The organism is Methanosarcina soligelidi (assembly GCF_000744315.1).
Taxonomy (GTDB): domain Archaea; phylum Halobacteriota; class Methanosarcinia; order Methanosarcinales; family Methanosarcinaceae; genus Methanosarcina; species Methanosarcina mazei.
Map to the genome: position 1 here is coordinate 3889791 of NZ_JQLR01000001.1, position 19847 is coordinate 3909637.

Genomic DNA, 19847 nt, shown 5'->3' on the forward strand with positions numbered 1-19847 from the left:
GTTGCTAAGACACTAGGGTAAGAGCAATTGGCCTGCTGACATTAATCTTTCTGAACAATTCAATCATTTCGTATTCGCTTGACCCCATACATATAGGGGTTTCATTTGTCATGTCAGTAGTTTCTATAGCTGAACCACTTTCATCTACCATTAAAATCACCCGAAGAACCATTATAGAGTGAATTAATATAAATATCTACTTATGTTTTAAATTTAATATATTCTAAATTATAATTATATCTTATACTGTTACTCCGGTTAACATTACTTTGAATAAGGCTATTCATCATGTTTTATTCAATTAACAGAGGTTAACCTTTCCAGGGCATTCTTCTTAATAAATATACTTAAGTGCCTCAACCTAATTCTTATTAATATAATTTAGTCATATATGAAAATATCTATGCGTAAAATTTATATTTTTGCGTAATTAAAAAGCTTTATTTGCCTTAAAAAACAGTTTTAGTTCACTAAAAATTGCATTTAAGAATATTTTTCTCTGTTTTTCTAAAAAGCTGCTTTTAAATACATTAAATAAAAATAAAACTGAATTTTCAGAACCTTTCATAGAAATAAATTTTCTGAAGAAACTTCTAAAAGATGAAAATGTGGATGAAAACCATAAACTTTTTTGATTAAATACTTGTGATCCCGAAGTAATGCAATAATATTGATTATGAAGTTAGCGCTATTGATATGGCCTGGAAGTAGTGATAAGAAGTTAATGATGTTAACAATGAAGTCATAATGGTAGACAAACAGATGGCAGATAGACAACTGAATGAAAAAACTTTATTAAATAGCTGGTTTGAGTAAATGAAACGTTAAACTGTTTTAACGGGATAAAAAATGTATAAAATGGAATGGATAAAAAATGTATAAAATGGAATAAATCAAAAATATATAAAAATGGAATAAAACACAGGTGATTACTGGAACTCCGGGTGGTTGACAAATATTTTTCTGGTATCTCAAAACAGCACAGAAGTAAAAAAGAGATGGTAAAAAAGAATAAGAAGGTTTTAATTAACCTCTCGGGTGTGGAGAGGAATTTCCCATTGATATAATCGTATTTTTGATTTAAGAATATACTTTTTGCATATGTGATTTTAAAGAAAAAACTGCTTTAACCTGTCTTTTTCGCCGATTTTTCAGGATAGATGCTTGAGACGTTCTATGTTCTGGAGAATAGTTTTGCTCTCAGCAATGACGCTTTCTTCAATTGTGTTGATAATCGTTTCCATCTGGACCGTCAGCCTGTAGAGCTTTACAGGTCTGCCTTTGCCGTGGTTCTTTTTTTCTTCCCTCATGTCTACCCAGTCGTTCTCACGAAGGTAACGCATTGCAATGCTGACTTCAGGTTGCCTTAGACCTGATACCATTTCTATACACTGGGAAGAAATTTCTTCCCCTTTTGAGAGACATGCAAGGGTCAGGGCGACAGGCCTGTTTATATTGAGCCTCCTTAGAAGCTCGACCATTTCGTACTCTACCTCTCCCATTTTAAAATCATTGCCTTCTAATGTTAGCCCATTATCTGCCACAACTATCATCTGCCGTTTATACCGGTAATTTCCTTGAGTCTATTCCGGTATCTTATCTTATCCAGTATCATCAGATAAATAGAAATATATTATTTTAAACGAATAATTTTATGGTTTACCGGACATTTAAAAATTGCCAGTGATTTTTTAACGGCAATTCAAATGACTATTTTTGTTTCTGTGCTTAATATATTTCTATTTTTAAATTTAAAATCTGAGACAGTGCCTGAAAAACCTGGCATCTCAGTTGGTTTAAATAATTATAATACTCTCTCCCTATATATAATAATATGTATATAATAACTTTTTGACAATGGGAAACACTAAATTAATTTAAAAGCTTTAGTAATCAACTGGTTAAGGAATAGTCATTAATAATGGTTTTAAGCGGAACCTTTTTCAGTTCTTTGTTCAGGTATATATAGGATTAAAACAAATATCTTATACTTATCCGGTTAAGATATTTCCCGGGATAGCTGTTCAATTAAGATGTTTATTAAGAAAGTTGACCTGAGATTAACACTGTACATAAACATCAAAATTCCTCTTTTCTTGCCAAAACTGCCCTGTTTCTGCAACAACTATCAAAAAATTGTCCTTTTTGAGACATTCAGTATACCTTTTCTGGCAAGTCTTATATACAAATCCCTGAAAGATTTAGTATAATGACTGACGGGACTACTGACGGGTTGAACAAAGCTGCTGTATTTATCTGCCACTGCAGCGGGAATATCTCGGAACACGTTGATATCAATACAGTGAAAAAGACCCTAAAGGCAGAAGGTTTTTCAGTTTATGATTATGAATACCTGTGTTCAAGCCAGGGACAGGCTCTGATTAAAAAGAAAATTTCGGAAGGGCATGTGGACAGGGTGGTAATAGGTTCATGTACTCCTTCCAAACACGGCACTCTTTTCAAAAAGTGCATACAGGAAACCGGATTGAACAGGGCAGGGCTTGAGATTGCAAACCTGAGGGAACAGTGTGCCTGGGTGCACCCTGACAGAGAAGGAGCTACTGAAAAAGCTCTCTCCCTCCTTAAAGCCAAGCTGAAGCGCCTGGAAAACATAGAGCCGCTGGAAGATATAAAAGTAGACATTGCCCAGCAGGTTCTTGTTATCGGCGGAGGGATTGCAGGGATCACGGCTGCTCTTAACCTTGCAGATAACGGGGTTCCCACTTTCCTTGTGGAGAAAGACTCAAGCATAGGCGGGCAGATGGCTAAAATCGGGAAAATCTTTTCTCCTGATAAGCTTGCGGAAGAGTGTGCGATGTGCTCGCTCAGCCCCCTTATGAATGAGGTTGCAGCCCACCCAAGGATTACTCTTTTGACCTGGACGGAAGTAGAAAAGCTTAGCGGAAGTGCAGGAAACTTTACTGTCAGGCTAAAAAAGAAACCGAGATATGTGAAAGACAACTGTATAGCATGTGGGAAGTGCAGCAGGGTCTGTCCTGTCTCTGTTGAAGACGAGTTCAACTGCGGCTATATGGACAAAAAGGCAATTTCTCTTCGTTTCTCTCAGTCAGTCCCAAAGGTTTACTTCATTGACCCTGACAGCTGCCTGCGGTTAAAAGGGGAAAACTGCGGAAAGTGTGCAGAAGCCTGCAAAACAGGAGCGATCGATTTCTCCCAGAAAGAAGAAATCATAGAACTGAATGTGGGTGCAGTTATCGTTGCAACAGGCTTTGAAGAGTATGACGTTTCCCAGAAACCCCAGTACGGGTATGGAATTTTTGAAAATGTTCTTACCCAGATGGAACTTGCAAGAGTCCTGGGCATCAATGGACCTACAAAAGGGGAACTTCTCAGGATCTCCGATTTCAGCAAAGCTTCCAGCGACCCTGCTCCTTCAACATGTGATTCAAGGTGCGAAAGCTCGTCTGACCACCCCTTTGAGGTTGAAACCCCAGAAAGGATAGTCATGATCCAGTGTGTTGGTTCAAGGGACGAAAAAGAAGGAGGAAACCGCTACTGCTCAAGGTACTGCTGTATGGCAGCCCTGAAGCATGCAAGCCTGATAAAGAAAAGGTATCCGAAAACGGAAATCACGATCTGCTATATTGACATGAGGGCTTTTGGCTTTTACGAAAACTACTACCGTGCAGTCCAGGAGACCGGGGTTAACTTTGTGAGGGGAAGGCCTGCAGAAGTCATTGAAAAACCGGATAAGAGCCTTGTTGTAAGGGTTGAAGACACCCTTAGCCAGAAAATAAAGGAAATCCCTGCTGACATGGTAGTACTTTCCGCAGCTATGGTACCATCTCCGGGGACAAAGAAGATTGCCAGTGTATTGAACCTCAGCCAGGACGAAAGCGGGTTCATCAAAGAGAGGCACTCCAAACTAAAGCCAGTGGACTGTTCTCTTGACGGGATTTTTGTCTGCGGCACTGCTCAGAGCCCCAAGGATGTTACTGACACAATTGCGCAGGCAGGACTTGCAGCCGTAAGAGCAAGGGCTTTCATTACAGACAGCCCGAAGGTGCTGGATAACGAAATTGCAACCATAAACCAGCTGCTCTGCACCCGGTGCGGGGAATGTGTTAAGTGCCCGTTTGATGCCCTTTCTATAAATGAAAACGGAAGGGTTGTTCTTGACCCGCTTATATGCACAGGCTGCGGGTACTGTACCGAACTCTGCAGGGAGGGGGCTGTCCAGATTGCAGGTTTTACGAAATCCCAGCTAAAGGCCGAGCTAGAAGGCGTTCTTGAAGAAGGGGACGTACTTGGCTTTGTGAACAGCGGGATATCTTCCCTTACCTGTGACAATATCGGCAACAGTGTGCTCACATATCCTTCAAGTGTTAAATTGATCAAGGTTCCTACCTGCCTGGTAGTTGACAGAGACCTGGTGCTGCATGCATTCAGGCATGGGGCGTCTTCTGTTCTTTTTGTGGAAGACCCGCCTGACAGCCCGAGAGCTGAAGTGATATATCCTCTTACTGTCAGCCATTTCGAAAAACTCAAAGAAGAACTTGGAGATTCAGGAAAGAGGATCCATTTCAAAAAAGCGTATGTTCCGAATATCAAAGGGCTTGCAGGAACTTTTACCAGCCTTGCCCGGGAAGGAGAGATGATAAAATGATTCCATATGTAAACGAATATGATACTCCTAACTGCAGTACTCTTGCAGAGACAGCAAAAAAGAGCATCAGAACCCCTGAATCTCTGGGACTTGACCGCTGTATCCAGTGCGGAGCCTGCACAGCCTCCTGCCCTGCAGCCCGGTTTACGGATTACAGCCCGAGGCAAATAGTAAAAAAAGTGCTGGAAAACGATCGCAGTGTACTTGAATCAGAGATGATCTGGTCCTGCTTTTACTGCTATTCCTGCAATATGCGCTGCCCGAGGAACAACAGCCCTGTCACAATCGTGCAGGTACTGCGCCAGATGGCCATCAACGAGGGTATCGGAATTGAGAAGCTTGCCTATTTCCTTGAGATAGGAGAATGCCTTGGAGAAAATGGAGCCAGCAAAGTCCCGGGTGCAGGCATAAAGAATATGGAAAGAGACCTTGGAGAGCGCTGGATTGGGATTAAAAGAAACCTTGAGCCAATCCGTTCCGAGCTAGGGCTCAGCCCCAGGGATGTTAGGGACACGCATGGAGAGGTTCAGACTATTCTTGAGAGCACAGGTTATTTTGAAAGGGAAAAGTGGATTAAAGCAGGGATACAGGAAAAAAAACTTCACGGGTTCCTGAAGGCAGACTGCAGTGATAAAGAAAAAAAGAACGGAGACTTTTGCTTTGAAAGCGATAGAGAGTATACCGGACAGGAAGCTATTACTGTTTAAAAGCTGCATGGTCGGACAGGAATATCCCGGAATAGAAACCGCTACAGCTTACGTGTTTGACAGGCTTGGGGTGGATTACTGCATAAACGACGAGCAGTCCTGCTGCACAGGTATAGGGCACTACACAGATGTATTTGAAGGGCTCACAACAGCAGCAATTGCAGCCCGAAACTTCGCAGTCGCCAGGAAGTGCGGTTATCCGAACATTACCTGCCTCTGTTCAACCTGTTATGCAGTAAACAAGGAAGCATGTGAACTCCTTAACAACAATGCCGAGGTCCGGGATAAGGTCAATTCCATATTTAAAGAAAAAGGCTTTGACGACCTTATTTACGAAAAAGGCGATATGGACCCGCGGGCTAACTTCTATCATGCCGTTGAGGTCCTCCTGAGTAAAGCTGGTCAGATTAAGGAAGAAAAGAAAGTCGACTTCTCAGGGGTTAAAACAGCTGCCCACCACGCCTGCCACTACTATAAGGTCAAATATCTTGATGTGATCGGAAATCCGGAAAACCCCCAGCTTATTGATACAGTGGCTGCCGCCTGTGGGGCATCCCCTGTCAGGTGGTACGAAGACCGCTCCCTTACCTGCGGGATGGGTTTTTCGCAGATCCACCTTAACAAAAACACCTCATTGCAGGTTACCAAAGCAAAACTGGACAGCCTCCAGAGAGCAGGTGTGGAATTAATGCTCCATATGTGCCCGAACTGCCATATCCAGTACGACCGCTACCAGCCTGTGATTGAAAAAGAATTTGGGGTAAAATACGATATGGTCCACATGAATATTGCCCAGTTCGTAGCCCTCTCAATGGGAGCAGACCCCTACAAAGTATGCGGTTTCCAGACTCATTCCGTGCCTCTGGAAGGTTTTCTTGAAAAGGCCGGTATAATCTAAAAACCTGATTTAAAGTTGAACCGGTCACTTTTTTTATTTCGATTTTTTTATTCCGATTTTTTAATCTTTTATTTTGATTCACATCACTTTTGAAAACTCAGATCGAGTTCTCCCAGCCCTGTCCCATATCAACGAGAGGCCTTAGCTCAATGACCTCGAAGGTAACCGTTGCATTCATCATCTGTGCAGCCTCCTCCCCGGCCATTTTTGCGATCTGGCTTTTAATCGTATCAAGCATTTCCCCTGACGTTGCAGATTCCTTCATCTTCATATAAACCCTGATCCCTTTCCATTCCGTATCTTGTTCCATTATCAGGTATATCGCGTAAGGGTTTTCCTGAAGGTTTGAAAACGTGCGATTCTTACCTGTTGCAACTACAACGGTCTTTTCATCGATCATATTGGGTGAGCCGAAAATAGCTGAATCTACCTTTCCGTCTTTACTCGCTGTACTGAGAACTCCAATTCTTGGCTGCTTATTAAAATAATCCATCAATTTTGATGTCATATCTAAACCTCTTCTAATAGCCTGTTTTAGCTCTTTTTCCTTTAAGAGTTGAGTTTGTGAAGCTGTCTGGTCACAAAATATTGTCATGAAAAGGACCATAATTAATCTGCAGGCTGCAATAATAATCGTCTTAAGTATGCTTAAAACTTTTTACTCTGCTAATCTGTATACCAGGAAGGACTTCGATGATCTATTGATGAAAATATGATCAAAATCCATGAAGGATAAGATAAAGTCGTTCAATAAAAACAAATTTACAAATATGGACAAAAAGAATATATTTCTTTTATGTTGATTGTGGTTCCAGTTGTTAAAGTAAATGTTGCAGGAGTAAAGAATGAAAGGTATTGAATACAAAACGAGTCCTCCTACCTTTGAGGAGTATTTTCAATTATTCTCAAGCACAGGCTGGATGCCAATTCTGAGAGTTTCTGAAGATGAATTGAAAAAAGTGTTTGATAATACCTGGTACTGGATAACAGCATATCAAAATGAGAATATTGTTGGCTGTGGTCGTTTGCTTTCAGACGGAGTCCTGTATGCTTTTGTCTGCGATATAATTGTAATGCCAGACCATCAAAATAAAGGAGTAGGAAGTATAATCTTAAGACAGCTGGCTAAAAAGTGTCAGGAAGCAAATATAAAAAGGGTCTGGTTGTTTGCAGCACCCGGAAAAGCCGAATTTTATGAGAAGCACGGCTTTACAGTCCGTCCGGGAGAGGCACCGGGTATGCAACTGGGAGAATTTGAATACGAAAAGTAAAAGTGCCGCTTTTTCTCTGCACTCCGTATATTTTTGAGTTTACTTTGTTTTTCTGCAAAAATGTAACCTGTAGATAATTCAACTATACTATTTCCCAGGTTTATAGCATATTAAGATCTGCGTTAAATTTGTTAACCTTAAAGTTTGGAGTGAGATCCATGTTGGAAAAGATCAAAATTTTTCAGGTGACATTTTAAGACGCTATCGAAATCTTAGACCTTCAGAAACTGGCATATCAGAGTGAGGCTCAAATATATAATGATTGGACCATTCCACCTTTACTTCAAACCGTAGAAGAGATCCAGAGGGGTTCAAAACTCATCTGTTCCTCAAAGCCGTCAGCGAGCACTTAATCATAGGATGTGTAAGAACTCGTATTATGGGTGATACCTGCCACATAGGAAGGCTCATTATGCACCCGAAATGGCAGAATCAAGGGATAGGCACGCATTTGATGACAGAGGTTGAACTTATTTATCGGGATATAGCTCGATTTAAACTCTTCACAGGATCGAATAGATCAGAAATCTTCACCTCCATCATAAACTGGGGTAACAGGAGTTCAGGCGGGAGCTGCTGGGCAGCAAAGTTGAACTTGTATATTTGGAAAAGATAGGGATTGAAAAAAAGAAAAATATCGGATATAAAAATTCTTGATTTTTAATAGCCACTATAACCAGAACGGTCGCATGATACCCGTTACTTGCAGCCGGGCGCGCCACAACAACTTTGATTTGTTATTTTTATCTATATAATTTTTGAAAACTTAGATAGAGTTCTCCCAGCCCTGCCCCATATCAACGAGAGGCCTCAGCTCAATAATTTCGAAGGTGGCAGTTGCGTATATTATCTTTGCCGCCTCTTCTCCGGCTATTTTTGCGATCTGACCTTTGATCATGTCAAGCATCTCTCCGGAAGTCGCAGATTCCTTCATCTTCATATAAACCCTGATCCCTTTCCAATCCATAATCTCAGCTCCTGGTTCCATGATGAGGAACATTGCGTAAGGATTTTCCTGAAGGTTTGAGAATGTCCTGTTCTTGCCTGTTGCAATTACAACGGTATTTTCATCAATCATATGGGGTGAGCCGAAAACAGCCGAATCTACCTTTCCGTCTTTAGTCGATGTGCTTAGAACCCCAATTCTGGGCTGTTTGTTAAAGTAGTCCATCAATTTTGACGTCATATTAAACCTCCTCTCACAACCTGTTTCAGTGCTCTTTTTGAGGACTTCAATTAGCAGACCGCTTCCGAATTACTATCACGAGAAGATCCCCATTAAAAGAGACTTACTAATCTCCAGGCTGCAATAATAAGTGTTTTGAGCAGGCATAAAACTTTTTACTCCACAGTATCCCGGCGCTCAGAACACTTCGCAGGGCAGATTAAGAGAAATATAACTTAAATTTCTTTTGAAGCGTCTAAATCCCCAAATCCATTAAGTATATATATTTCGTTATAATGAGTTCTAAAGCCTTAATTTCTTCACTATACCATTCATTATTATTTGATTATCTGAAATTATCATTTCACTATCGTAAATTATCATTTCACTATCGTAAATTATCATTTCACTATCGTAAATTATCATTTCACTATCGTAAATTATCATTTCACTATCGTAAATTATCATTTCACTATCGTAAATTATCATTCAATATTGGAAAGGAGGCTTACTTCTGGGAACAATCAGCGAAAAAATCTTTTCCCGGGCAGCAGGAAAAGAGGCAAAGGCTAATGATTTTGTGCTGGCAGATGTGGACTACGCAATGGCGCACGACGGCACATCAATACTTGCGGTAAATGCTTTTAAGGAAATGGAGATGGAAAAGGTCTGGGATCCTTCAAAGATTGTGATCCCCTTTGACCACATAGCACCTGCAAACACCGAGACCTCAGCTACATTGCAAAAAGAGATAAGGGAATGGGTAAGGGAACAGAGCATACCCAATTTCTATGAAATAGGAGAAGGGATCTGCCATCAGGTTCTTCCTGAAAACGGCTTTGCACTTCCTGGAAAACTGCTCGTCGGGGCTGACTCGCATTCCTGCACATACGGGGCTTTCGGGGCTTTTGCAACTGGAGTCGGGGCAACCGATATGGCTGAAATCTTTGCTACGGGAAAGCTCTGGTTCAAGGTGCCGGAAAGCTTCAGGATGACAGTTGAAGGAAGCCTTAACAAACACGTTTACGCAAAAGACCTCACCCTTTACCTGATAGGAAAAACCGGGATTGCAGGTGCAACCTATAAAGCAGTTGAGTTTTACGGGCAGGCAATCAGCGAACTTTCTGTTGCCGGCAGGATGACGCTCTGCAACATGGCAATCGAGATGGGAGCAAAGACCGGAATAGTCCCTCCCGACGAAAAGACCTTTGATTTCCTGAAAAACAGGGCAGTTGCTCCTTATGAACCTGTGTATTCAGACCCTGATGCTTCTTATCTTAAAGAGTTTGTTTATGATGCCGGAGACATAGAACCCCAGGTCGCCTGCCCGCACCAGGTGGATAACGTAAAGCCAGTAGGGGAGGTTGAAGGGACTCACGTGGACCAGGTCTTTATAGGGACATGCACCAACGGAAGGCTTGAAGACCTCGAAGTAGCAGCATCAGTCCTGAAAGGAAAAAAGGTTGCAGTCAGGACAATCATAATCCCTGCATCCCGCTCAACCCTACTTGCAGCAATCGAGAACGGGACAATGGAAATCCTGCTGAAAGCCGGTGTGACCCCTGCAACCCCTGGCTGCGGGCCCTGCCTTGGCGCTCATCAGGGCGTTCTCGGGGAAGGCGAAGTCTGTGTTTCAACCGCAAACAGAAACTTCAAAGGCAGGATGGGAAAAGACGGCTTTATCTATCTTGCGTCTCCCGCAACCGCAGCAGCTTCTGCACTTACAGGCGAAATCACTGACCCGAGGAAGATCTAAAAGAAGAAAAGATCTAAGAGAAGAAAAAATCTAAGAGAAGAAAAAATCTAAGAGAAGAAAAAATCTAAGAGAAGAAAAATCTAAGAGAAGAAAAAATCTAAGAGAAGAAAAATCTGAAAGGCAGTCTTCACGGCTGCCCTCTCGATTCTTCCTGAAACCGGTTTTTGTCTCAGATCCGGGTTTGATTACCATATCCAGGGATTTTACCAGCTAGCCCGGAAGTTCTCCAAAAAAATAAGAAACAAATCAACGGCTTTTCCACTCTATATTTATATTTCCTTTTTTCTTCCGTGGTAACAGTATGAAAATTCATCTTAAATCCAGATAAAATTTATACCATGAATTCCATATTTCTAAACAGGAGGGAATAACAATAACTGAAGAACTTAGTCACGATAACCTTTCCCATTTGATTGAACACTGGATTGAACATAACGACAGCCATATACAGAGTTTTAGAGAATGGGCCCAGAAAGCCAAAAAAGATGGTTTTCTTGAAGCTTCAGAAGAAATTCTTGAGGCTGCTAACAAAATGGAGGAAGCAAACAAACTCCTTGGCAAGGCAAGGGAAGGGCTTTTCCATCTCCATGAACACAAATAACTTTGATATTTAAATACCTGCAAAGAACATATTTTTAAAATTTATGTGCCGGGTTTGTTCCCGTCATCTTTTCTCTTTTGTTTTTTTATTAATTTCGGCTCTTCACCGGGTTTAACATGCAATTTTTTCCCTGGTTAGAAGAGACTTTATGTCCTTTAGCTCTTTAACCAGCTCTCCTATTTCCGGTTCCTGCAGGTATTTAACAAAACCCTGCTCTTCTTCAGGGCACAGGTCATCACTGCTCAATAGCTCTTCAATCAGATTTTCTCCAAGCAGGCATGCTGCAGGGTTGTTCTTACTTTCAGTATTTTTCATTTCAGCTGGACTGGTGCTGGAATCTCTATCCGGGATCTTATTTTCACTTAATTTCACTGCTGAGAAAGAGGACACGGTTTTTGATTTATCTTCTTTCTGCGGAAAAACCGTATCTTCGTCTTTTTTCCCGATTACGTTTATCCTGTCTCCTTTTCCCTCAATATCTACAGTCACAGCCTGGATAATATCAGATGCCATATCTTGTGAGACCTTTTCTTCAGGTGTACTGCTTTCAGGTGTCTTATCCTCAGGTGTGTTAATTTCAGATACATTATCTTCAGGTGTGTTAATTTCAGATACATTATCTTCAGATGCATCATTTTCAGATATATTATCTTCAGATTTTTTATTTGCCTCTTCGGCTTTTATTTTCATCCCTTTGTCTTTTGCCTCTGAAATTTCAAAACCTTCCCCAGGTGCAGAATCTCCCTGAACTTCAGGAGTTTCGGCTATTGTTTCAGGTATTTTTACATATTCTTTTCTCGGAAGAGGGGGAAATATTTCTTCTCTCCAGGGATATTCTGTTATTTCTTCACATTTCTCTTTTCCTGTTTTCCGGATAAGATGAATCCGGGTTTCTATTCCCTTTTTCTCCCGGTTCAGTTTTTCTATTTCTTTTTTAATATCTTCTCTCTTTTTTACCAGATCCTCAAGATCTGCAATGCCTGTGCATTCAGTTCCGGGCTTTTCCGGCTTAACTATTAAATTCTTTAAGCCGCCGATTTTCAGCCCCTTGAATCCGTTTTCCTTCAGTTCCCTTAACCCGCCTATGCTTATATTTTTTAAACTTTCCATTTCTTTACCCCCCAACAATTCTGATTAATCCCGATTTCAAAAATCTTTTCTGCCGCTTTCTTTAATTCTCTTTAAACTCCTTTTTCATAACTCCTTTTTTCATAACTCCTTTTTTCATAAACTCTTTTTTCATAAACTTTTTTTCATAAATTCCCTTTTCATAAACTACTTTTTTTATAAACTACTTTTTTCAGGCACATTTTTATTTTTCTGAATAAAACTCCGTTCATATCTGGAATGTGAACACCCTGGATACTACCGGAGGGATAAGGATCATGCAGAGCCCTGAAATTCCGGACATCAGCCCCCCATAGAATAAAAGTTTGTAATTTCCTCCTCCTTCTACAATCTTCACCACGAGCGTATTTGAAATTGTCAGGATAATTATCACGGAAAAAGTGAATTTGTAAAGCAGGGGCACGCTTTCTGCCACATTAAACATGCTCATGCCCATTCCGGACATCCCGTTCATACTCCCTTCTGCGGACATATAAGCCTCGCTCATCTTTGAGACAAGCCCGCTAAACCTTGAAATTATTTCCATTACAAAAATAAGAAGCCCGACCATAACAGCATGAAGGGTTAAGGCAAGACCCTTGAATCCGGAACTTACAAGCTGCCTCTTCATCCTGAGCAGGACGATTGCCAGGCTTGAAGCTGAAACTATATTCCCTATTTCAGCGGGATCGCCTCCCAGCTCGACCGCATCGTTAAAGATCCTTGAGGACCTGTTTATCAGCTCTGATCCTGTTTCGCCTATGAATTTTTCCCAGCAGAGCCTGGACTTAAACCCCATGGAAAGGCCTTTGTGAAGTTCTTCGACTCCTGGCTTGAGACAGCCTATAGTTTCCCGGTCGAGGTTTTCCATAGCACTCCTTATAGTGATTCCTGTTGTCCCGGCAAGGGTTCCCAGAGTTTTTATAAATGCAGGAAAACTGCTGTCCCTTTCATCTATTTTTCTGTCATCAGCCACCGCAAGGACGCCTATCGGAAGAGTAAAGAACGGAACTCCAAGCAGGATATACTCTTTTCTGGTTCCGAGCAGAATCAGGACAGTAAGAGAAAATGCACCCAGAGGAAGCAGGACCCGGCTCAGAAGCTTTATCCGTTCCTGTTCCCTGGACTTACGGCTGAGGGCATGTAATTTCTTTTCTGCCGGAGCCGCCTTATATATTATGTAAAGGGCAAGCCCGCATATGAAGAGAGTCAGCAATACAATAAGGAACGCAATGGTTTCTATGTTCTCTATATTGTAGATCATGACCGAAACAAGGATTATGGTGACAACAAGAGTTACTGAAACCATCAGGGCAGTATACCCGTCAGTCCATTTTTTCAGGGATTCTATGCTCCTTTCGTATGCGTTGGAATAGATCTCTTCCCTTGTGATCTTTTCCTGTTTGAGGAAATTTTTCTCAGGCTCTCCTGACGAAAGGATGTTTGCCATCCTGCCGAACAGTTTTGAAAGATAAGCATCCTTTAATTTCTGGGAAATGTACTTGCATGCTTTTGCATACTCATATCCCCATTTTGAAGCAAGGATATGTATCTGCCAGAAATATTTTGAAGCTTCATACTCCTTCTGTCTCCCTGCATAATCAAATATCCTGTCCCTTTCGATATCCGCGGTTGAGATAGCTGCCATATACGTCAGCAGGAAGAACATATCATCATTGACCCTTTCAACGACTTTTGTGCTCTTCAGTTTTCGGGCAAGGCTGAAATACCCTTCAACTCCCTGTTTTGCAGAATTTATTTTTAAGTACGGGGCCATCTCTGCATAATTCATGATATTACCCCCGCTTCCTCAAGCTGGATCAGGGTAGTAAACAGGTCATAGAAATTCGTAATATTTGCCTGGTGGATTTTTCTCAGGATTTTTGACCTCCTGTCAAGCTCAGAGTATATCTTCCTGACCTGAGTTTCGGGAATCCCCATTCGCGGGGCAATTTTATGTTCCAGAAGGTAGGAGTTGTTTTTTCCCGTGAATTTGAACGTGTCTGTCGAAGGGTCCCATTTGAAAATATCCATAAAATTAAAAGCCTGGTTCACAGCATCATAGCCAACTATCTCGTTTATGCTCAGTACCCTTCTCCCAAGCCCTTTCCCGGGGACGTTTACAGCACTCTGGATAATAACCACATTCAGGTTATCCACATAATTTTTGGGCACATTTATGGGGTCTCCGGTAAGCCTCTGGATCAGTTTTTCAACCGATGCTGCATGGAACGTTGACATTACCGGGTGCCCTGTCTGCATCGCCTGAAATGCTATACTTCCCTCAACCCCGCGGATCTCTCCTATCATAATCTCATTCGGGCGCTGTCGCAGGGCTGCCTTCAGGAGGTCAAACATGGAAACATCAGACCCGCTGTCGTCCCTCGTAGTCCTTGTAACCTCACGGGTCCAGTTCTTGTGGGGAACCTGCAATTCCGGTGTGTCTTCTATAGAGACTATTTTTGAATCCGGGGAAAGGAAAGTAGTCACAGCGTTCATCATTGTGGTCTTCCCGGAAGCTGTTTCTCCCGAAACAAAGCAGTTCATCCCTGCCCTGAGCATCATCCACATGTATGCAGCCATCGTATAGTCAATTGTACCGAACTCTACAAGTTCGAGGATTGAAATTGGGACTCCCATGAATTTCCTTATGGTAAAATTGCTCCCACGTTTTGATACATCTTCTCCGAATACGATATTAATCCTTGACCCGTCCGGAAGAGCCGTATCTACTATAGGGTCCCTGTAGGTGATCGGCTTTCCTACTTTTTCGGACATCTGTATGACAAAAGAATTGAGTTCTTCAATTTCCTCAAACGAGATTGTTGTTTTAAGGGACGAAAATACCTTATGCTCAACAAAGATCCTTCCAAGCCCACTGCAGCTTATATCTTCTATGTTTGAGTCAAGCAGTAAAGGTTCGAGCACTCCCATCCCCACCTTATCCCTGACCATCCGATATTTGATTGCATTGAATTCCTGAGGAGTTACGGAAATTTTCTTCGGTTTTCCTGAACCGAATAATTTACCGGCTCCCTTAAGGTTTCCGAGAAATCCGGTTTTTCCGTCATTTTTTCCTTCTTTCAGGGAATCTTTTTCCTTATTTTTTTTCTGATCTGTATCTTTTTGATTTTGTCCGCCTTTTTCTTCTGATTTTCCGGGTTTTTCCTTCAAATTCTCTTTTACATCACAGGTCTTTTCAAGAGCCTTTACGAGAAGTTTCTTTTTTTCCTCAGGGTCATTTGTATTAATTTCCTGGTCATGTATCACGTCAATGAGTAATTTTTCCACTTCCTCAAGCATGCTGTCCAGTTTTTGGAACAGGCAGGGCTCTATGGGAATGTAGTAATTCCTTACATCTTCCTTATCCGGATATATATGAACAGCAAGCCCTTTTCCGGCAGGATAAATCAGATTGGGGCGTTTAATGCTTTTCATGGACCTGGAAATTCTCGGGTAGAACTCCGGAAATCCTATTTCTTCCGCTGGAAGCCTGCAAATATAATCAAGGACATGGTGATTTTCTTCCCTGCCAACGAACTCCTGCATTTCCGGAGAAAGGATTGCATATACCTCTTTTCTGGAACGCCCCCCATTCTCCGGTGCAGGCAACGGGTTAAAAGGCAGAGCTTCCATCTAGATTCCTCATTCGGGTTTTTCTTTCCGGGAACCATCTCTCCGGACGCTTTTTTCATTTTTTCAGGCTTTAATCTTTGAAACAGGAATTATTTTCAGCCCGAATTCACTGTCCACATCAAAGCTAAGCAGATTTCCCGTAGTTTTCCTGGCACCCCTCAGTTTCTGGATTTCCATAGTTTTTATCCACTGGTCCCCAACCTGCTCTATCCTGAGTTCCAGACAGGCGCTGCAAACTGACCTCAGCCTGTAGAGTACCGCCTGCGAAAAAGCGTACCCGTGCACGCTGATGAGAATGGTTTTTCCCCTGTCACAAAGTTTTACACATTCCGTAAAGAAGTTTAACACCGCATTTTCCGAGGCATTAACTGCAAAAATTGTAAGGGAATCTATAAGGACCAGTTCTTCTTCACATCTCTGTATGCATTCGAGAAGCACCTGCAGCAGGCTCTCACTTAAACGCGGGTTTTCTTCAACATAACCTGCATTGATTTCAAATATCTTTGACCTCCCTATTATGAAATAGTCCGAAATCCCGCGCTTTAAGCTCTCCATCTGGTTAAGGACTTCTTTTGAGGTCTTTTCCGTTGTCAAAAAAAGCACAGTTTTATCCTGGTTAAGGGCTCCCCATATTATCTGCTGCAGAAAAATAGATTTGCCACTGTCATTTGCACCTTCAAGGAGGCAGAGTGAACCCGCAGGAATACCCCCTTCCAGTCTCCTGTCTATTTCCAGATTTCCGGAGGATATAAACTCCAGAAGCTCTTTCTCTTCCTCTTCTATCAGGCAGCCAGGTTCCTCTTCACAAAAAAATTCTTTTCCTAATACTGCTACTTCCCCTTTGTTTATTTCCATGTCTCTCCCCCCTTCTCAGACCTGTCAATCCCTGAGGTCCCTTAAAAGTCCCTTGGCTTCTCGCATCTGGCTTTACAGCCAGCTTTACAGGAACAGGTTTGTTGCCTGTGTGAGTTATTCGCAGAATATTACTATCTCTAAATATTACTATCTTTGATTATTACTGTCTTTGAAATTACAATCTCTGAAATTACGATTTCTGAAATTAATGTCTCGGATTATTACTATCTCTGAAATTACGATTTCTGAAATTAATGTCTCGGATTATTACTATCTCTGAAATTAATATCTCGGATTATTACTATCTCTAAATATTAGTATATTTGAATAATGTTTACTCGACTTGAAAGATCATCCTTTGAAATACCATGAAGCTTTTACTCCATTCGGGGCAGTCACAAGAAGCCATTTAATGCTGGAATAGCCGGAAAGGTCTGAAGCGTTCAGCCGGACAATCAGTTCCATCTCCTCTCCCGGGTCAAAAACTCCGGGGTTTATGAGATCCGGAATGATTCCCATTTTTGTCCAGTTGTTTTCACAAAGGACTTCTTCCTGATAGGGAATCCATACCGTCTCCATGCTGTTCGATTCATTTTGATAGGCAACTATTATGTCCATATAAGTGAAGTCCCCGATTTTTGTCGAGCCTGTGTTTTTCAGGGATACAAGAATGTCCACTCCATCTGTGGAGACGTTTTCAGCACCTTTAACCTCTATTTCGGTCTTCAGAATTTCATTTCTGTTTTCCTGCATTTCAATAACCGAATTTGAGAGCCCGTTTGCCATGTAAAACCCCCCTTTAGAGCAGACGTAAGAGGCTAGAAGGATGGTTGCAACCGAAATCATTGCTGCAATTATTGACCCGAACCCCATCACTCGAACCCCTTATTAAACCGTGAAATAGGCCTCTTCAGAAACCCCGTTGTATGTATTGAACTTAATGAAATATTTTTTCCCGCTTACAGGCAGACCTGAAGGTTTAATTTTTACGCATAGAGTTTCCCCTTTATCCCAGTCACTGTCCCCCCCCTGTTCGATAAGATAACTCCACCCTGGGGCCAGATTCCCGTTTTCGTCATAGGGGATATGCTCAAAGTTCCCGACCTCTCCGAAAAAGAGGTCTGAATCGGGAAGTGTGTATGAGGGTATTTCCTTACATCCCACATTTTTTATCCATACATGAATTTCCGTACCTTCAGCCCCTCTTGCTTCATGCAGGATTTCAATATCTGTCATAATCTGGTCTCCCATAGAGTCCGTTCGGCTCATTATAGGGTCTCCGGCAGAGATGACGGAGGGGTAGACAGCTGAAACAAACCCGAATGCACAAATGACGGATGCTATTGTCAGAATTGCAGAGCTTATCGATTCCCCACCCAATTTTCGACCCCCGCTTTACTTTACCGATCTTTGGACCGGAGAAATTGATTTTGATTTTGATTTTGATTTTGATCAGCCGGTTTATCAGGCTGGCCAATGTATGATTTGAAGCTGTATCAAACAGGACAATGCTAAATGGGCAATGCCAGATGATACCGTTAATAAAGATGACAATTTCTCAATTATAGAATCTTAATTTACGAAGATTTGATTTTAGTTTATGAAAGTTTGATTTGATTTACGAAGATGTATCTACCTGCGTCAAATGCGCCGCCTGGTATCAGATTTACCGGAAGCGGCTCGTTTTGACCTCTCAGCTTTCTGAGGCTTAAATTCAACTGAGACAAGCCCTGTTTTTTTCTCATTTTCTTTATCTCTCCAGCCCGGAGTTTCATAAAATGGCTGGATATTCTTCCTGAAGCCTTCAGGGCTCAGGATTGCACTCAACTGCGAAAGTACAGTTATGTTATCTTTCATACTGACCCTGTCTTCTTCAGCGGGCTCTTCAATTGAGAGGTTTGCAATGTTTTCGATAATCTTTTTTGTCTCTTCAGGGAGATGTCCCGTAAGAGCATAGAGGTTCAGAAGTCCTTCGAGGTTCTCGTGACCTACTGTCCTGACAGCATAGTCCACCCAGCGCATAAGTTCGACAAGCATAAACGTATCGATTTTCCGGAAGCTCTCAGGTTCAGGTCTGTGTTCTTCCTGTTTCCTGATATTTTGTACAGGACTTTTCCGGTCTGATATGACTGATTGCAGGGAATCTTCGTTCTTCTGTATAGTTTGATTCTCTGTTTCCGAAACTCCTTCACAAGGCCTGCATTCTGCGTCTTCATTCCCGGCCACGTTTGGCTGGTTACATTCAGTTTCATCTTTAGCCGGTGCCGGGTTTTTTAATGTTTCAGGGCATGGGATGCTGCAGAACGGATTTTCATTTTTATTCACAAGATCTCTTATGTCAATAAGTAATTCTTTGATCTCCCCTTTCATGATTTTAAGGTCAGTTTCTATTTCGTCAACTCTTTTATCAAGTTCCATACTTACCACCTGATAACGAAAATAAAAATTTTCGTTTTTATAGCAGTAAAAGGGGAAGTATCCCCTTACTTACGGGGTTACTTCAGGTTCATAACCGGATCAATCTGTGGAGGTGTAACTCTAGAAAATGGGAGTATTGCTCCAACCTTTGGTTTTATTTCAATTCTGAACTCTGCGTTTTCCGGTGAAGACTTATTTATCAAACAACTTTCTGGAGTGAAAATAGTCAGTTCCACTCTCTCATGTTGTTCTAGTACACTGTCTCCATCATTGGCTCCGATAAAATTCTGTGACCAAGTCAAATTATTGCTATACTTTGAACTGTCTGAATAAGAAACTACCAGCATTCCATCGTCCTGAGTATTTCCTATATCTACTGCGGATTGCCCTGCTGTGAGCTGAAGAGTGACAAGAATTTTCTCTACTGCGTCAGCTGTTTCATTGTCTTCATTTCCTTCTATTGCAATCACATCACCTGCAAGCTCTACAGAAGAAGTAGTCTGTTTGACGCCTTCGTCAATGGTCTTCTTGGCGGTATCTGAGGTTGTAAAACCAGCCCCGAGCACGACATAAGAGAAAACTGCTGCCACCACTACGAAGGCGGTCAGCACTATTGCGGATTCAAGCCCTGTAAAGGCTCGATCGTCTTTTCTAAAGATACTAAAAATCCCTTTCATTCTGTTTTCACTCCATCATTTCTTTTGAATGAAGGTATATAGAAAAATCAGAAGGCCCCATTCCCCCCAGCACCTAATATTATTTTTTCAATTTTGATCTACTATAGGGAATATATGTTCAGGAGCTGA

The 19847-nt window shown here is 41.7% G+C and carries 19 protein-coding genes; 7 read left to right on the forward strand and 12 right to left on the reverse strand.

Annotated features, from left to right (window positions below; translation table 11 throughout):
* Positions 1–4: 4 nt before the first annotated feature.
* Both M886_RS18470 and M886_RS16665 read right to left on the reverse strand, forming a co-directional pair.
* Positions 5–172, reverse strand: a complete 168-nt coding sequence (locus tag M886_RS18470) for a hypothetical protein (protein WP_235203998.1) — start codon at positions 170–172, stop codon at positions 5–7.
* A gap of 979 nt (positions 173–1151) precedes the next feature.
* A complete protein-coding gene (locus M886_RS16665) occupies positions 1152–1553 on the reverse strand; it encodes a transcriptional regulator (protein ID WP_011032340.1) in 402 nt (133 codons plus the stop codon).
* A gap of 656 nt (positions 1554–2209) precedes the next feature.
* Here M886_RS16665 and hdrA point away from each other — a divergent pair.
* The 3 genes from hdrA to hdrB are packed head-to-tail and all read left to right on the forward strand — an operon-like array spanning position 2210 to position 6232.
* Positions 2210–4627 (forward strand): ferredoxin:CoB-CoM heterodisulfide reductase subunit HdrA, encoded by a 2418-nt coding sequence (gene hdrA / locus M886_RS16670; RefSeq protein WP_048051543.1) that lies wholly within the window; start codon positions 2210–2212, stop codon positions 4625–4627.
* The gene (gene hdrC, locus M886_RS16675) at positions 4624–5334 is read left to right on the forward strand and encodes a ferredoxin:CoB-CoM heterodisulfide reductase subunit HdrC (RefSeq protein WP_048051544.1); all 711 of its coding nucleotides are present in this window, start codon (positions 4624–4626) and stop codon (positions 5332–5334) included. Before hdrA ends, hdrC begins: the two co-directional genes overlap by 4 nt.
* Entirely contained in the window at positions 5288–6232 is a 945-nt protein-coding gene (hdrB, locus tag M886_RS16680; RefSeq protein WP_048051545.1) for a ferredoxin:CoB-CoM heterodisulfide reductase subunit HdrB, read from the forward strand. Before hdrC ends, hdrB begins: the two co-directional genes overlap by 47 nt.
* A gap of 97 nt (positions 6233–6329) precedes the next feature.
* Here the strand turns inward: hdrB and M886_RS16685 are convergent, their stop codons facing one another.
* Positions 6330–6740 carry a pyridoxamine 5'-phosphate oxidase family protein gene (locus tag M886_RS16685; RefSeq protein ID WP_048037806.1) on the reverse strand — a complete coding sequence of 137 codons (411 nt, stop codon included), beginning with the start codon at positions 6738–6740 and terminating at the stop codon, positions 6330–6332.
* Between the two features lie 337 nt (positions 6741–7077).
* Between M886_RS16685 and M886_RS16690 the strand changes: the two genes are divergently transcribed.
* Both M886_RS16690 and M886_RS19565 read left to right on the forward strand, forming a co-directional pair.
* Positions 7078–7503, forward strand: coding sequence for a GNAT family N-acetyltransferase (locus M886_RS16690; RefSeq protein WP_048037803.1), 426 nt, complete (start codon positions 7078–7080; stop codon positions 7501–7503).
* Positions 7504–7765: 262 nt separating this feature from the next.
* Positions 7766–8119, forward strand: a complete 354-nt coding sequence (locus M886_RS19565; RefSeq protein WP_084685114.1) for a GNAT family N-acetyltransferase — start codon at positions 7766–7768, stop codon at positions 8117–8119.
* Between the two features lie 150 nt (positions 8120–8269).
* Here M886_RS19565 and M886_RS16695 read toward each other — a convergent pair whose 3' ends face one another.
* A complete protein-coding gene (locus tag M886_RS16695) occupies positions 8270–8689 on the reverse strand; it encodes a pyridoxamine 5'-phosphate oxidase family protein (RefSeq protein WP_048051546.1) in 420 nt (139 codons plus the stop codon).
* Between the two features lie 502 nt (positions 8690–9191).
* On the opposite strand from M886_RS16695, the gene hacA reads away from it, so the two are divergent.
* On the forward strand, positions 9192–10424 hold the full coding sequence (gene hacA / locus M886_RS16705) for a homoaconitase large subunit (protein ID WP_394296569.1): 1233 nt from the start codon (positions 9192–9194) through the stop codon (positions 10422–10424).
* 409 nt (positions 10425–10833) lie between these two features.
* A complete protein-coding gene (locus M886_RS16710; RefSeq protein WP_011032363.1) occupies positions 10834–11025 on the forward strand; it encodes a hypothetical protein in 192 nt (63 codons plus the stop codon).
* Positions 11026–11136: 111 nt separating this feature from the next.
* Here the strand turns inward: M886_RS16710 and M886_RS16715 are convergent, their stop codons facing one another.
* The 8 genes from M886_RS16715 to M886_RS16750 form a co-directional block, all read right to left on the reverse strand.
* On the reverse strand, positions 11137–12135 hold the full coding sequence (locus tag M886_RS16715) for a hypothetical protein (protein ID WP_048051549.1): 999 nt from the start codon (positions 12133–12135) through the stop codon (positions 11137–11139).
* 226 nt (positions 12136–12361) lie between these two features.
* Positions 12362–13924, reverse strand: coding sequence for an archaellar assembly protein FlaJ (gene flaJ / locus M886_RS16720; protein ID WP_048051550.1), 1563 nt, complete (start codon positions 13922–13924; stop codon positions 12362–12364).
* Entirely contained in the window at positions 13921–15768 is a 1848-nt protein-coding gene (locus M886_RS16725) for a type II/IV secretion system ATPase subunit (RefSeq protein WP_015411080.1), read from the reverse strand. Before M886_RS16725 ends, flaJ begins: the two co-directional genes overlap by 4 nt.
* Before the next feature lie 63 nt (positions 15769–15831).
* The gene (locus tag M886_RS16730; protein ID WP_048051551.1) at positions 15832–16623 is read right to left on the reverse strand and encodes an ATPase domain-containing protein; all 792 of its coding nucleotides are present in this window, start codon (positions 16621–16623) and stop codon (positions 15832–15834) included.
* Positions 16624–16974: 351 nt separating this feature from the next.
* The gene (locus M886_RS16735; RefSeq protein ID WP_048051552.1) at positions 16975–17496 is read right to left on the reverse strand and encodes a hypothetical protein; all 522 of its coding nucleotides are present in this window, start codon (positions 17494–17496) and stop codon (positions 16975–16977) included.
* Positions 17497–17511: 15 nt separating this feature from the next.
* Positions 17512–18003 (reverse strand): hypothetical protein, encoded by a 492-nt coding sequence (locus M886_RS16740; RefSeq protein ID WP_048051553.1) that lies wholly within the window; start codon positions 18001–18003, stop codon positions 17512–17514.
* 261 nt (positions 18004–18264) lie between these two features.
* The gene (locus M886_RS16745; RefSeq protein ID WP_048051554.1) at positions 18265–19041 is read right to left on the reverse strand and encodes a hypothetical protein; all 777 of its coding nucleotides are present in this window, start codon (positions 19039–19041) and stop codon (positions 18265–18267) included.
* Between the two features lie 77 nt (positions 19042–19118).
* A complete protein-coding gene (locus M886_RS16750) occupies positions 19119–19718 on the reverse strand; it encodes an archaellin/type IV pilin N-terminal domain-containing protein (RefSeq protein WP_048051555.1) in 600 nt (199 codons plus the stop codon).
* Positions 19719–19847: the final 129 nt, after the last annotated feature.

Excerpts from the sequence above, each read along its gene's own strand:
- M886_RS16725 (WP_015411080.1), bottom strand. The coding sequence starts at position 15,768 with ATGGAAGCTCTGCCTTTTAACCCGTTGCCTGCACCGGAGAATGGGGGG.
- M886_RS16730 (WP_048051551.1), bottom strand. The coding sequence starts at position 16,623 with ATGGAAATAAACAAAGGGGAAGTAGCAGTATTAGGAAAAGAATTTTTT.
- M886_RS16745 (WP_048051554.1), bottom strand. The coding sequence starts at position 19,041 with ATGGAACTTGATAAAAGAGTTGACGAAATAGAAACTGACCTTAAAATC.
- hdrA (WP_048051543.1), top strand. The coding sequence starts at position 2,210 with ATGACTGACGGGACTACTGACGGGTTGAACAAAGCTGCTGTATTTATC.
- flaJ (WP_048051550.1), bottom strand. The coding sequence starts at position 13,924 with ATGAATTATGCAGAGATGGCCCCGTACTTAAAAATAAATTCTGCAAAA.
- M886_RS16665 (WP_011032340.1), bottom strand. The coding sequence starts at position 1,553 with ATGATAGTTGTGGCAGATAATGGGCTAACATTAGAAGGCAATGATTTT.
- M886_RS16690 (WP_048037803.1), top strand. The coding sequence starts at position 7,078 with ATGAAAGGTATTGAATACAAAACGAGTCCTCCTACCTTTGAGGAGTAT.
- M886_RS16715 (WP_048051549.1), bottom strand. The coding sequence starts at position 12,135 with ATGGAAAGTTTAAAAAATATAAGCATAGGCGGGTTAAGGGAACTGAAG.
- M886_RS18470 (WP_235203998.1), bottom strand. The coding sequence starts at position 172 with ATGGTTCTTCGGGTGATTTTAATGGTAGATGAAAGTGGTTCAGCTATA.
- M886_RS16750 (WP_048051555.1), bottom strand. The coding sequence starts at position 19,718 with ATGAAAGGGATTTTTAGTATCTTTAGAAAAGACGATCGAGCCTTTACA.
- hdrC (WP_048051544.1), top strand. The coding sequence starts at position 4,624 with ATGATTCCATATGTAAACGAATATGATACTCCTAACTGCAGTACTCTT.
- M886_RS16735 (WP_048051552.1), bottom strand. The coding sequence starts at position 17,496 with ATGGGGTTCGGGTCAATAATTGCAGCAATGATTTCGGTTGCAACCATC.
- M886_RS16695 (WP_048051546.1), bottom strand. The coding sequence starts at position 8,689 with ATGACGTCAAAATTGATGGACTACTTTAACAAACAGCCCAGAATTGGG.
- M886_RS16685 (WP_048037806.1), bottom strand. The coding sequence starts at position 6,740 with ATGACATCAAAATTGATGGATTATTTTAATAAGCAGCCAAGAATTGGA.